The organism is Streptomyces sp. NPDC029152, assembly GCF_055564355.1.
Genome location: NZ_JBVHWR010000027.1, coordinates 52,386 through 64,723 on the forward strand (window position 1 = coordinate 52,386; position 12,338 = coordinate 64,723).

13 protein-coding genes are annotated in these 12,338 nt (G+C 71.9%); 3 read left to right on the plus strand and 10 right to left on the minus strand.

Going from position 1 to position 12,338, the window contains the following annotated elements:
* Nucleotides 1-144: 144 nt before the first annotated feature.
* A complete protein-coding gene (locus tag ACZ4V6_RS33410) occupies nt 145-486 on the minus strand; it encodes a glutaredoxin family protein (protein WP_467834616.1) in 342 nt (113 codons plus the stop codon).
* A gap of 174 nt (nt 487-660) precedes the next feature.
* Here ACZ4V6_RS33410 and ACZ4V6_RS33415 point away from each other — a divergent pair, with 174 nt between their 5' ends.
* The 3 genes from ACZ4V6_RS33415 to ACZ4V6_RS33425 all read left to right on the plus strand — a co-directional run bounded on the left by ACZ4V6_RS33415 (nt 661) and on the right by ACZ4V6_RS33425 (nt 4,205).
* Nucleotides 661-1,584, plus strand: coding sequence for an HAD family hydrolase (locus ACZ4V6_RS33415; RefSeq protein ID WP_467834618.1), 924 nt, complete (start codon nt 661-663; stop codon nt 1,582-1,584).
* A 335-nt stretch (nt 1,585-1,919) separates the two neighbouring features.
* On the plus strand, nt 1,920-2,711 hold the full coding sequence (locus ACZ4V6_RS33420) for an ECF subfamily RNA polymerase sigma factor, BldN family (RefSeq protein ID WP_467834620.1): 792 nt from the start codon (nt 1,920-1,922) through the stop codon (nt 2,709-2,711).
* A 252-nt stretch (nt 2,712-2,963) separates the two neighbouring features.
* The gene (locus ACZ4V6_RS33425) at nt 2,964-4,205 is read left to right on the plus strand and encodes a DUF5667 domain-containing protein (RefSeq protein WP_467834621.1); all 1,242 of its coding nucleotides are present in this window, start codon (nt 2,964-2,966) and stop codon (nt 4,203-4,205) included.
* 55 nt (nt 4,206-4,260) lie between these two features.
* Here ACZ4V6_RS33425 and ACZ4V6_RS33430 read toward each other — a convergent pair whose 3' ends face one another.
* The 9 genes from ACZ4V6_RS33430 to ACZ4V6_RS33470 form a co-directional block, all read right to left on the minus strand.
* Nucleotides 4,261-5,340, minus strand: a complete 1,080-nt coding sequence (locus ACZ4V6_RS33430; RefSeq protein ID WP_467834623.1) for a lysophospholipid acyltransferase family protein — start codon at nt 5,338-5,340, stop codon at nt 4,261-4,263.
* A 14-nt stretch (nt 5,341-5,354) separates the two neighbouring features.
* Entirely contained in the window at nt 5,355-6,416 is a 1,062-nt protein-coding gene (locus tag ACZ4V6_RS33435; RefSeq protein ID WP_467834624.1) for an NAD-dependent epimerase/dehydratase family protein, read from the minus strand.
* A 214-nt stretch (nt 6,417-6,630) separates the two neighbouring features.
* The gene (locus ACZ4V6_RS33440) at nt 6,631-6,729 is read right to left on the minus strand and encodes a 30S ribosomal protein bS22 (RefSeq protein ID WP_003948845.1); all 99 of its coding nucleotides are present in this window, start codon (nt 6,727-6,729) and stop codon (nt 6,631-6,633) included.
* Between the two features lie 170 nt (nt 6,730-6,899).
* Nucleotides 6,900-7,112, minus strand: a complete 213-nt coding sequence (locus ACZ4V6_RS33445; protein ID WP_159045100.1) for a helix-turn-helix domain-containing protein — start codon at nt 7,110-7,112, stop codon at nt 6,900-6,902.
* Between the two features lie 129 nt (nt 7,113-7,241).
* Nucleotides 7,242-8,057, minus strand: coding sequence for a phosphatase (locus ACZ4V6_RS33450; RefSeq protein ID WP_467834626.1), 816 nt, complete (start codon nt 8,055-8,057; stop codon nt 7,242-7,244).
* A gap of 295 nt (nt 8,058-8,352) precedes the next feature.
* Nucleotides 8,353-9,525, minus strand: coding sequence for an acetoin utilization protein AcuC (locus tag ACZ4V6_RS33455; RefSeq protein ID WP_467834628.1), 1,173 nt, complete (start codon nt 9,523-9,525; stop codon nt 8,353-8,355).
* On the minus strand, nt 9,476-10,699 hold the full coding sequence (locus ACZ4V6_RS33460) for an MFS transporter (RefSeq protein ID WP_467834630.1): 1,224 nt from the start codon (nt 10,697-10,699) through the stop codon (nt 9,476-9,478). The genes ACZ4V6_RS33455 and ACZ4V6_RS33460 overlap by 50 nt, the downstream gene beginning before the upstream one ends.
* 23 nt (nt 10,700-10,722) lie before the next feature.
* Nucleotides 10,723-11,484: a VC0807 family protein gene (locus ACZ4V6_RS33465; RefSeq protein WP_467834632.1), complete on the minus strand. Its 762-nt coding sequence runs from the start codon at nt 11,482-11,484 to the stop codon at nt 10,723-10,725.
* Nucleotides 11,485-11,577: 93 nt separating this feature from the next.
* Nucleotides 11,578-12,222 carry an HAD family hydrolase gene (locus ACZ4V6_RS33470; protein WP_467834633.1) on the minus strand — a complete coding sequence of 215 codons (645 nt, stop codon included), beginning with the start codon at nt 12,220-12,222 and terminating at the stop codon, nt 11,578-11,580.
* Between the last annotated feature and the right edge of the window lie 116 nt (nt 12,223-12,338).

Below are 12,338 nucleotides of genomic sequence, written 5' to 3' on the forward strand. Positions count from 1 at the left end.
GGGGTCACGCGCCTCCGGCGCCCGGACCGGGAACCGGCGCACACGCGCCCGCGTTCCTCTCCCATCGGGGGCAAAGCCGCTCACGCTCCTCACGATCAACGCCCCCGAGACCATGTCGCCATCGATCCTAAGCGACCATCCGGACTACTTGTACTGCTCGGTCAGTGCCCTGCGCAGGCGCTCCTCGTTCACACGCCAGAAGGTGTGCTGCCTGCCGTCGACCAGGACGACCGGGATCTGCTCCCAGTACTGGTCGTGGAGCCGGCGGTCCTCGGTGATGTCCTTCCCCTCCCAGGGGACGCCGAGCTCGGCGCACACCTTCTCGACGACGAGCTGTGCGTCATCACACAGATGACAGCCGGGTTTGCGGATGAGGGTGACGAGATGGTTCTCGGAGTGCGCAGGGGATGGCGGGTGCTCGGTGGTCTCGTGGGCCCCGGGCGCCTGCGGGGCCCTGCGGCGGAAGAGGGGACTCATGACCGCCATTCTCGCGCGGACCCGGCCGGCCGGAGCCCCTCCACCGGCGAGCCGGCCCCCCGCGCGGCCGACGGCCCGGCGCGCCCGCAGGCCCGGCCCTTCGGCGACCCCGTCACCCGGAGTTCACGGCTCCCCGGCTTCTCGGTTCCGAAGCCTCCGAACAAACTGGCTATGCTCACGGACATGGCCGCTCTCGGATGGCTCACCCCCCGCAGGCGCTCCGCCACGGCGCGGAGCGTGTTGGCAGGCGAGGCCTCGGCGGAGGCCGCCCGCAAGTCCGCCCAGGACCTTCCCGGCGCCGCCCCGGGCGAGGAACCCGAGTTCCCCGTCCACGGCGACGACCGCGCCGCCGCCTTCTTCGACCTCGACAACACCGTGATGCAGGGCGCCGCCCTCTTCCACTTCGGCCGGGGCCTGTACAAGCGGAAGTTCTTCGAGACCCGCGACCTCGCCCGGTTCGCCTGGCAGCAGGCGTGGTTCCGGCTCGCGGGCATCGAAGACCCGGAGCACATGCAGGACGCCCGCGACTCGGCGCTGTCCATCGTCAAGGGCCACCGCGTCTCCGAGCTGAAGTCGATCGGCGAGGAGATCTACGACGAGTACATGGCCGAGCGGATCTGGCCGGGCACCCGGGCACTCGCCCAGGCCCACCTCGACGCCGGCCAGAAGGTCTGGCTGGTCACGGCCGCCCCGGTGGAGATCGCCCAGGTGATCGCCCGCCGCCTGGGCCTGACCGGCGCGCTCGGCACGGTCGCCGAGTCGATCGGCGGCGTCTACACGGGCAAGCTGGTCGGCGAGCCGCTGCACGGCCCGGCCAAGGCCGAGGCGGTACGGGCGCTGGCGGCCGCCGAGGGCCTGGACCTGTCGCGCTGCGCCGCCTACAGCGACTCCCACAACGACATCCCGATGCTCTCGCTGGTCGGCCATCCGTACGCGATCAATCCCGACGCCAAACTGCGCAAGCACGCCCGCGAGCTGGACTGGCGGCTGCGCGACTACCGCACCGGCCGCAAGGCGGCCAAGGTCGGCATCCCGGCCGCGGCGGGCGTCGGCGCGGTGGCGGGCGGCACCGCGGCGGCCATCGCGCTGCACCGCCGCCGCCGCTGATCCCGGCCGGCGACACCGGCGGCGTGCCACGCCGCCCGTCGGCCCGGCCTACCCCCGAGGGGCCTTCTTCAGTCCCCTCCTTTCACATCGGGCGCAACACGCACTGTAGTCACCACGAACCCGAACCGTTCCAGTCGTCAAGCGATCAATCTGCAGCATCCGAACGGGCGCCAATCGGCTAGGGAAGCGACGTAATCGATGATTTGAGCAACTGGGCGTAGCAGAGCCTGCACGAAGCGTTATTCTCCTCAGACGCAATCCGGTACCCCACCTTCGCTACGACGGGTGAACGGTTCCGTACTGCACGTGATGGAAGCTCTGCCTCTGGGAGTCCCGTGTACCCACACGTCGGGGTTGACGCCTCGGGCCTGGCTACGCTGCGCGCAACGGTCAAATCAGCCCAAGACCTGTTGCGCGGCTTCGTCCCCACCGCGTACGCCGTCCCCGCCCTCGCCGCGGCCACCGCCCCCGTCGGCCCGTGCTACGCACTGGCCGAGGGCAGCGCCGCCGTCGGCAGACGCGCGCGGTCGTCCTCGTCCGGGGCCGCCGCCGCCCACCGCCGCCCCGCCGCGGACAGCGACAGCGCCCGCATGATGGACCTGGTCGAGCGGGCCCAGGCCGGCGAGGCCGACGCGTTCGGGCGGCTCTACGACCAGTACAGCGACACCGTCTACCGCTACATCTACTACCGCGTGGGCGGCAAGGCGACCGCCGAGGACCTGACCAGCGAGACCTTCCTGCGGGCCCTCAGGCGCATCGGCACCTTCACCTGGCAGGGCCGCGACTTCGGCGCCTGGCTCGTGACCATCGCCCGCAACCTCGTCGCCGACCACTTCAAGTCCAGCCGCTTCCGGCTGGAGGTCACCACCGGCGAGATGCTCGACGCCAACGAGGTCGAGCGCTCCCCCGAGGACTCCGTCCTCGAATCCCTCTCCAACGCCGCCCTGCTCGACGCCGTGCGGCGGCTCAACCCGCAGCAGCAGGAGTGCGTCACCCTCCGCTTCCTCCAGGGCCTCTCGGTCGCCGAGACCGCCCGCGTCATGGGCAAGAACGAGGGCGCCATCAAGACCCTCCAGTACCGGGCCGTCCGCACCCTCGCCCGGCTGCTGCCGGACGACGCCCGCTGAATCCCCGGCGCCCCGAGGCGCCACCACCCTCCGCATCCCCCAAGTCACCGTCCGTCAAAGTCGGTTGAGCCCGCGGTCCGGTCATCCGTCGTCCGTAACCCAAGTGCCGCGCCGCTCGTTGTGCGGGATGCAGGCTCCCTGTGGTCACTCCCCGACCGGCTCCGACCGTGCGTTCGCGTGGTTCCGCCCGGGGCGTGCAACCCTCAGGACCCCCTGGGGAGTCGACCGTCATGACGAGAGGAGGTGCCGCCAGTGATCGCGAACGTATCGGCGCACCGGCGGGCGAACGCCTTCGCCCAGGCTCTGGAGGAGCAGTCCGATCCCGGGGCGGCGGCCGAGCAGTCCGAAGGACCGGCATCCGCCGGGGCCGTCGCGGAACAGACCGAGCAGGGACGTCTGCTGTCCCTCGCCGCCGGTCTGGAGACGCTGCCCCGGCCGGAACTGGATCCCGAGGTCAAGGTCGTCCAGCGGGCCCAGCTGGTGGCCGCGTTCGAGGCCATGATGCAGGAGGGCACCACGGGCGGCGGGGCGACGGACCCTTCGGTGCCCGAGCAGCGCCGGGCCCGTGGCGCCCATCGGGCGACCCCGCTGGGAAAATTCCGGCCGCGCTCACGGCTGGCCAAGGGCCTCACCGCGGGCGGACTGGGCGTGACTGTCGCCGCCGGAGCCTTCGGCGGAGTCGCCGCTGCCAGTTCGGACGCGCTGCCCGGTGACTCGCTCTACGGCCTCAAGCGCGGCATAGAGGACTTCCGGCTCGGACTCGCCGACGGCGACGACGAACGCGGCCGGGCCTACCTCGACCTGGCGTCCACCCGGTTGAACGAGGCCCGGCGCCTCATGGAACGCGACCGCGGCGGCCCCCTCGACCACGAGTCCCTCGGCGAGGTCCGCCGCGCCCTGTCCGGCATGCGGCACGACGCGTCCGAGGGCCACCGCCTGCTCAGCGCCGCCTACGCCCACGACCCCGACTCCCTCGCCCCCATGCAGGCGCTCTCCGCCTTCTCCCGCTCGCACCGGGAGACCTGGGGCGCCCTGCGCGAACGGCTGCCCGTGCAGCTCGGGGACGTCAGCGAAGAGGTGTCGTCGGTCTTCGACGCCATAGAGGACGACGTCGCCCCGCTGCAGTCCCTGCTGCCGAAGCCACCGGCCCAGGACGGCGCACCCGGCGACGACCGACGGAGCGGTTCCGGCCCGACGACGACCGGCGCACCCTCCACCGGGCGCGCCGCCTCCCCCGGCACCGGCAGCAGCGGCCCGTCCGAGAGCGCCCGCACCGGCAGCGGCGGGCCCAGCCAGCCGGCCGCCTCCCACAGCGCCGGCGACGGCCTGATCGGCGGCGGCACCGGCGGCCTGATCGACCCGCCGAAGGCCGGCGGCAGCGCCTCCCCGTCCCCCGGCGACGACACACCACCCCCGGAACCGGACGTCACCCTCCCGCCCCTCCTCCCCGGCCTGCTGCCCGGCCTGGGGATCCACGGCGAGGACGCGGACTGACACGGTGGGGTGCCCCGCTCGCCCGGGGCACCCCACCGTCGTACGCGGCACGCCCTCAGAAGAACACCGACCGCCGCTGCACCAACAACTTGTAGAGCGTGTGCTGGATCTGCTCCCTCACCTGGTCCGTCAGGTTGAACATCAGCATCGGGTCCTCGGCCGCCTCCGGCGGATGACCGTCCGTGGGGATCGGCTCCCCGAACTGGATCGTCCACTTCGTCGGCAACGGCACCGCGCCCAGCGGACCGAGCCACGGAAACGTCGGCGTCAACGGGAAGTAGGGGAAACCCAGCAGTCGCGCCAGGGTCTTCGCGTTCCCGATCATCGGGTAGATCTCCTCCGCCCCGACGATCGAGCACGGAATGATCGGTGCCCCCTGCCGCAGGGCCGTCGACACGAAGCCGCCGCGTCCGAAGCGCTGCAGCTTGTAGCGCTCGCTGAACGGCTTGCCGATGCCCTTGAACCCCTCCGGCATCACCCCGACCAGCTCCCCCTGGGCCAGCAGCCGTTCCGCGTCCTCCGCACACGCCAGCGTGTGGCCGAGCTTGCGGGCCAGCTCGTTGACCACCGGCAGCACGAACACCAGGTCCGCCGCCAGCAGCCTCAGGTGGCGGTCGGCCGGATGGTGGTCGTGCACGGCGACCTGCATCATCAGGCCGTCCAGCGGCAGCGTCCCGGAGTGGTTGGCGACGATCAGCGCACCGCCCTGGGCCGGGATGTTCTCCACACCCTTCACGTCGACCCGGAAGTACTTCTCGTACACCGGACGCAGCAGCGACATCAGCACCTGGTCGGTGAGTTCGGCGTCGTAGCCGAAGTCGTCGACCTCGTAGTCGCCGGTGAGACGGCGCCGCAGGAAGGCCAGACCGGCCGCGACACGCCGCTCGAGGCCGCCGTCGGCGTCCGGTGTCCGCGCCTCACCGCGGGCCCCCGGCGCCCCGCCGTCCCCGGGACCGCCGTCCCGGTCCGCCCCGGGGACGGGCAACGGCTGCACCTCGCGCACCGGCACGGGCTCCGCCGCGCCGCCCTTGCGCCGGTTCCCCCCACCCCGGCGCCGCGCCGGGCGCTGTCCCGCGCTCCCGCCGCTCCCCCGGGACCGGTCGTCGTCGAACGGAATGACCTTGGCGTCCGCCATCGTTGTCGCGCTCCTCAGTTGGCGCTCTGCGTCGGGAGGTGGCCGCTGCCCCGCAGGGAAAGCTCCGCGATCCGGTCGACGGCCCCCGCGAGGGCCTGGGGCGGCAGCAGCCCCGGACCGCGGCCGCGCACGAAGTCCGCGAACGTCTCGGCCGTCGTGTGCGCCGGCCTGAAACCCAGGGTCTCGCGCATCTGCGTGGTGTCCACGACCCGCCCGTGGGTGAGCAGCCGGATCTGCTCCGGGGAGAAGTCCGTCATCCCCAGCGTACGCACGAGGGAGCCCGCCCAGGTGACCGCGGGCAGCAGCAGCGGCACCGTGGGGCGCCCCAGCCGACGCGAGCACTGGGAGAGCAGCAGGACGCCGTCACCGGCGATGTTGAACGTGCCGCTGTTCAGGGTGCCGCGGCGCGGCTCGTGCGAGGCGATCCGCAGCACCTCGATCACATCGTCCTCGTGCACGAACTGCAACCGCGGGTCGTAGCCGAACACCGTCGGCAGCACCGGCAGCCCGAAGTACGACGCGAGGGGCGTGCCCGCGCTCCGGCCCAGGATGTTGGCGAACCGCAGCACGCACACCGCGACGTCCGGCCGCCGGCGCGCGAAGCCCCGCACGTACCCCTCGACCTCCACGGCGTCCTTGGCGAAACCGCCGCTGGGCAGCGACTTGGGCGCGGTGGTCTCGGTGCAGACGGCCGGGTCGCGGGGCGCGGAACCGTAGACGTTGGTACTGGACTTGACCACGAGCCGCTTCACGGCCGGCGACTTCTGGCAGGCGCCGAGCAGCTGCATCGTGCCGATGACGTTGGTCTCCTTGACCGACGTGCGGCTGCCGCTGCCCAGCGGGGTGCCCGTGACGTCCAGGTGGACGACCGTGTCGGCGCCCGTCTCGGCCAGCACCCGCCCGATGGCCGACTGCCGGATGTCGGCCCGGACGAAGTCGGCGCCGCCCAGGTGGTGCTCCGGCGCGACGGCGTCCACGGCCACGACCCGCTCCACGTCGGGATCGCGCTGGATCCGCCGGACGAACCGGCCTCCCAGCTGACGGGCCGCTCCGGTCACGAGCACGACCTTGCCCAAGATCAGCGCCTTCCTTCCGCCCTCGTCCGTACCCTGCCGCGTTCCCCGCCTGCGGGCCAACTTAGCCGGTCGGCGTCGCGCTGTGATGACCGCCGGATGCGGCATGTGACGGAAATTCACACGCGTCGCGGACCCGACGGCCCCGGGGACACGACTGTGGCCCCCCACCGGATGCGGTGGGGGGCCACAGGACACGCTGACGGCGCAGCGTCGCTTACTTCTTGTTGCGACGCTGAACGCGCGTGCGCTTGAGCAGCTTGCGGTGCTTCTTCTTGGCCATCCGCTTGCGCCGCTTCTTGATAACAGAGCCCACGACTACCCTCGCTCACTTCTCATCACTCGGTTGTTTGGGCGCCATGGGCCCACACGACCTACGAGGGGCTAGCCTACCCGCCCGAGCGCTGAGGTCGTAATCGAGGTGGCCGGGGACCCGGGAGGCCGGGAGGGACCCGTGGAACCCCACGGGCCCCTCCCGGCCCGCCCTCAGACCGTTTCCACCCCCACGTAGCTCTCGCGGAGGTACTCGTGAACCGCTTGCTCCGGGACACGGAACGACCGTCCCACCCGGATCGCGGGCAGATGACCGCTGTGCACCAACCGGTACACGGTCATCTTGGACACGCGCATCACCGAGGCGACCTCCGCCACGGTAAGGAACTGAACCTCGTTCAGAGGCCTTTCGCCAGCTGCAGCCATGACACACCTGAACCTTCCGCACTCGACGGCCACCGGCTTCCCCTTCCGGTGACTCTTCGTCGCTGCGTGCTCACTCCCCAATGTAGGTGCGGGTGATGCGAATGGGGAAGAGGTGCATCCATCGGCGTCCTACTGGGACAGACACGCCCGATTGAGTACGTAGCGGGTGAGCGGCCGGTAGTACTCGGGCCGCACACCGTCATCAAGCGGAACGGCGACGGACACCAGCCCCTCGGCCTCCCCCACGAAGAGCGCGGGATCGTTCACATCGCCCGGCCCGATGGCCTCGAACCCCAGCTGACCTGCTCCGCAGACCCATCCGTGGTCCCCGATCACCAGCTCGGGGAGCGGTCCGCCGGCCTCGGCCGCCACGGCCAGCGCGGTCCGAACCGGGAGCGGCGAGTGCGTGTGTGCGCCGGGCTCACGACCGGGGCGTTCCGCGCCGTCCTCCCGCACCAGCGCGACTCCCCGGACGTACTCGAGGCTGTGGGTACGTAGACCGAACCGGGTCGTTATGTCGACACGGTGACCCTGCGCCGGGGTGAGGACAGCACATCCCGCCGCCGACAGAGCGTCGGCCAGGGCGACGTAGAAACCGAGCAGCCGATGCGGGTGCCCGGTGCCCAGGAGGACCGGAGCCCGACGCTCGGCCGCCGCGGCGAGGCGCCCGGCGAAGGCGTCCAGAGCGCTCAGCGTCCGCTCGGGATCGATCACATCCTGGCCCGAAGCATGCCGCGGGTCGGCCGAAACACCACACCTGCGCGCCATCAGCCCGAGCAGGTCCCGCTGCCCCCAGTCGCCCTCCGGGTCGATCCCGATCAGCACGCGCGGATCCCGGGCGGCGAACAACCGGTAACTCCGCAGACTCGCCTCCCGCGAAGTGGCCACGACCCCGGCGAGACGAACATCCAGAAGATGAGCCCGAAGAGCTCCACGGCTCAGCACCCCGACGATCCTGCCGGACCCGCCCGCCCCGGAAGCCCGGATCCCCGAAATGTCCCCACGGACGGCGTAACCCCCACCGCCCGCCACCCCAGCCGCGGGCCGTACGGGCCGGCACAGCCGCGGACGGCCGTGCCTCCCCCAGTGTCCGAACGGCCTGGGAGGTACCCCCAGAGGCGGCACGGGTGGGCAGTGGGGGGCACCCCGGCAGCGCCGGGCCACACCCCCGGCCGGCACCCACGCCGAGCACCCCACGAGCGCCGGCCGGCTCACCCGCCCCGCACGCCGGAACCCACCGTCACGCCAACAACCCCCGCAACGGAAACACCGCACGCCGAGCCGCCACCACCGCCTGGTCCAACCGGTCCGCGGGGTCGTACCCCGCCTCCCAGGACGCCCACGACACCGGCCACCGCCCATCAGTCATCCGCATCGGACCCAACTGCCGTGTCCGTGCGAACACCTCCTGCCGCCACCCCTCCGGAATCACCGTCTCCGGCTCCACCGGCCGCCCCGCCGCGATCCCCACCAGATGCGTCCACGACCGCGGCACCACGTCCACCACGGCGTACCCCCCGCCCCCCAGAGCCACCCACCGCCCCCCGGCGTACTCGTGCGCGAGGTCGTGACACGCCACCTGCACCGCCCGCTGCGCGTCCAGGGACACCGCCAGGTGCGCCAGCGGATCCTCGAAGTGCGTGTCGGCCCCGTGCTGCGTCACCAGCACCTGCGGCCGGAAGTCCGCGATCAGCTCCGGCACCACCGCGTGGAACGCCCGCACCCACCCGGCGTCCCCGGTCCCCGCCGGCAGCGCGACGTTCACGGCCGACCCCTCCGCACAGTCGGCCCCGGTCTCCTCCGGCCACCCCGTCTGCGGGAACAGCGACCGCGGATGCTCGTGCAGCGAGATCGTCAGGACCCGCGGATCCTCCCAGAACGCCGCCTGCACCCCGTCCCCGTGATGCACGTCCACGTCCACGTACGCGACCCGCTCGGCCCCCAGCTCCAGCAGCCGCGCGATCGCCAGCGCCGCGTCGTTGTAGACGCAGAAGCCGGACGCCGCCCCCGGCATCGCGTGGTGCAGCCCGCCCGCGAAGTTCACCGCGTGCAGCGCGTCCCCGCGCCACACCGCCTCCGCCGCGCCCACCGACTGCCCGGCGATCAGCGCGGACACCTCGTGCATCCCCGCGAAGGCCGGATCGTCGACCGTCCCGAGCCCGTACGACGCGTCCGCCGACCCCGGATCCGCCGAGGCCGCCTTCACGGCGTCGATGTAGTCCTCCCGGTGGACGAGCCTCAGCGTCGACTCCCCGGCCGCCTTCGCCGCGACGACCTCCACCTCCCGGTCGAGCCCCAGGGCACCGACCAGTCCCCGCGTCAGGGCGAGCCGGACCGGGTCCATCGGATGCCCCGGACCGAAGTCATAGCCCGTTACTGCCTCGTCCCACATCAGCTGTGCGCGGCCGCTCATGCCCGCCACCGTATCGGTCCGACCGAGCCTCGAACGACCTGGCGTACACCACCGTCACCAGCACCAACACCATCGGCACGAGCATGGCACCGCGGTAGCTCCAGGCATCCCCGAGCGCACCCACCAGCGGCGAACCGACCAGGAAACCGACGTAGTTGAAGACGTTGAGCCGCGCCACCGCCGCATCGGACGCCCCGGGGAACAGGCGCCCCGCCGCCGCGAACGTCTGCGGCACCAGCACACACAGCCCCAGCCCCAGCAGCGTGAACCCGAGCATCCCGAACCACGCCCCCGGCGCCACGGCCACCACCACGAACCCACCCGCCGCGACGACCGCCCCGCCCCGCACCACCGCGACGGCCCCCAGCCGCCGCACCCCGAAGTCCCCGACGGCCCGCCCCACCAGCGTCGTCACCATGTACACGTTGTACGGAACGGTCGCCAGCTGCTCCGAACTCCCCAGCACGTCCTGGAGGTACTTCGCGCTCCAGTTGGAGACCGTCGAGTCCCCGATGTACGCGAACGTCATCACCAGACACAGCGGCAACAGCGCCGTGAAGCCGACGCCCGCACCCCCGCTCCCGTCCGTCCGCGCCCCCGCCCCGGAACCCGCCCGCTCCCCGTCGACGTACCACCGGCTCCCCACCAGCGCGGCCGGCAACAGCACCGCAACGGCCGGGAGGTACGACACCCACAGCGCCAGCTCCCCGTGCGCCCCCACCCACGCCAGCGAGGCCCCCAGGATCCCGCCCAGACTGTAGGCCGCGTGGAACCCGAGCATGATGCTGCGCCCGTACGCCCGCTGCAGGCTCACCCCGAGCATGTTCATCGAGGCGTCCAGCGCCCCCACCGCCAGCCCGAACACCGCCAGCGCCGCGGCCAGCTCCGCCACCCGGTCCCCCGCGCCGGCGCCCAGCAGCGACAGCAGCACCACGGGCTGGGACCAGCGCAGCACCCGACTGGGCCGTACCCGCCGCACCAGTCGCTCCGTCGCCACGCTCCCCGCACCGGCGAGGACCGGCACGGCGGCCAGGAAGACCGGCAGCAGCGCGTCGGAGACGCCGTACCGGTCCTGGATGGCAGGGATGCGCGTCACGAGCAGAGCGAAGGCGACGCCCTGCGCGAAGAAGCCGAACGCCAAGGAGGCCCTGCCGCGCCGCAGCACATCTGTCATGGCGGCGAGCGTAGGGCCCCGGCTTACCGGTGGGTAGATCCCGCCAAAGATGAATTCTCCTCACCTTCGCGGAGCTCGACGGGGGCGGGACGGAGAACCGGGCCGGAATCGGACCCGGCGGCCGCGGCGACGGCGGCACCGAGCATGTGCGCCATCGGCCCGGCGCCCAGCGCCCCGCTGACCCCGAAGGCCAGCACCATCGTGGCGACCATGACGACCGTCCCGAGCCAGACCATCGTGTCGACGGGGATCGTGTAGGCGCCGACGGCCCGTACCGCGCACTCGGCGACGAACGCCGTGCCCCACACCCCGGTGAACCTGAGTTCCGCCCGCCGGAACGCCGGTGACTCCCGACGCAGCCTTTCCCAGGCGGCCTCGCGCCGGGCGTCCCCCTTGATCAGGAACGGCTTGAGGTTGGCGGTCATCATGGGCCGCCCCGTCACCACGGACGCCAGCAGCACGATGCCGACCACGCTGCTGATCGCGCTGTCCTTCAGGAGCAGCAAACGGGCGTCCCCGGTACCGAAGCTGAGCAGCAGCCCGGCGAGGCTCACCAGGAGGATGAGCACGGGCAGCCCGTTCACCTCGCGGCGCCTGAGCAGCCCCCACCCGGTCCGCAGCACCGGCACGACACTGCTCCAGCCGAGCGCCGCGACGGAGCTCATCCCGAACGCGCCCTTCAGGAGGTAGTACGACCCGACCGGTACTCCCACGTCCAGGAGGAGGGAGACGAAGGTACGACGCTTGCCCTGCCGCTGGATGCCCGTGCCCGTGTTCGTCGTCATGCACACAGCTTCGCGGACGGGCCCGGTCCCCCAGTAGAAACAACCGTCCGGAGCTACGCATGACAAATGTCAGCACGGCTCCGCTGCCCCGGGTCATACGAGCAGGTCAGCCAACTCCCCCATGTCACCGAAGAGTCGGGTGGCCCCGGCGAGCTTCGCGGCGGGCGTCATCCCGGTGAACCCGTACACGTCCATCCCGGCCGCGACGGCCGCCTGCACACCGAGCGCGCTGTCCTCGATCACCACGCACCGCTCCGGCGCGACACCCATCCGCTCGGCCGCGTGCAGGAAGAGGTCGGGCGCCGGCTTCCCCCGGCCCACATCCTCGGAACTGAAGATCCGCGCGTCGTCGAACCACCGGTCCAGTCCGGTCTTCCGGTGCCCCACCCGGATCCGCCGATGACTCCCGGACGAGGCAACGCAGTACGGCACCTCGTCCGCGGCGAGCTTCTCCAGCACACCGACGATCCCGGGGACGGGCTCCAGGTCCTGCTCGAAGGCGGCGAACACCCGGCCGTGGAAGACGTCGTCGAAGTCCTCCGGCAGCCGTCGGCCGGTCCGCTCCAGGACGAGGTCGTGGATCCGGTGCATCGCGGACCCCATGTAGTCCCGCAAGGACTCCTCGTACGTCGTCGGGTGGCCCAGCTCGGTCAGATGGGCGGCCAGCAGCCGATTGGAAATCGGCTCACTGTCGACGAGGACACCGTCGTTGTCGAAGACAACCAGTTCGTAGCGCATAGGAAGACCCTAAATGCAGAAAACCCCGCACCGTGAGGTGCGGGGTTCTCCCAATGATTGTTCGGCGGCGTCCTACTCTCCCACAGGGTCCCCCCTGCAGTACCATCGGCGCTGTA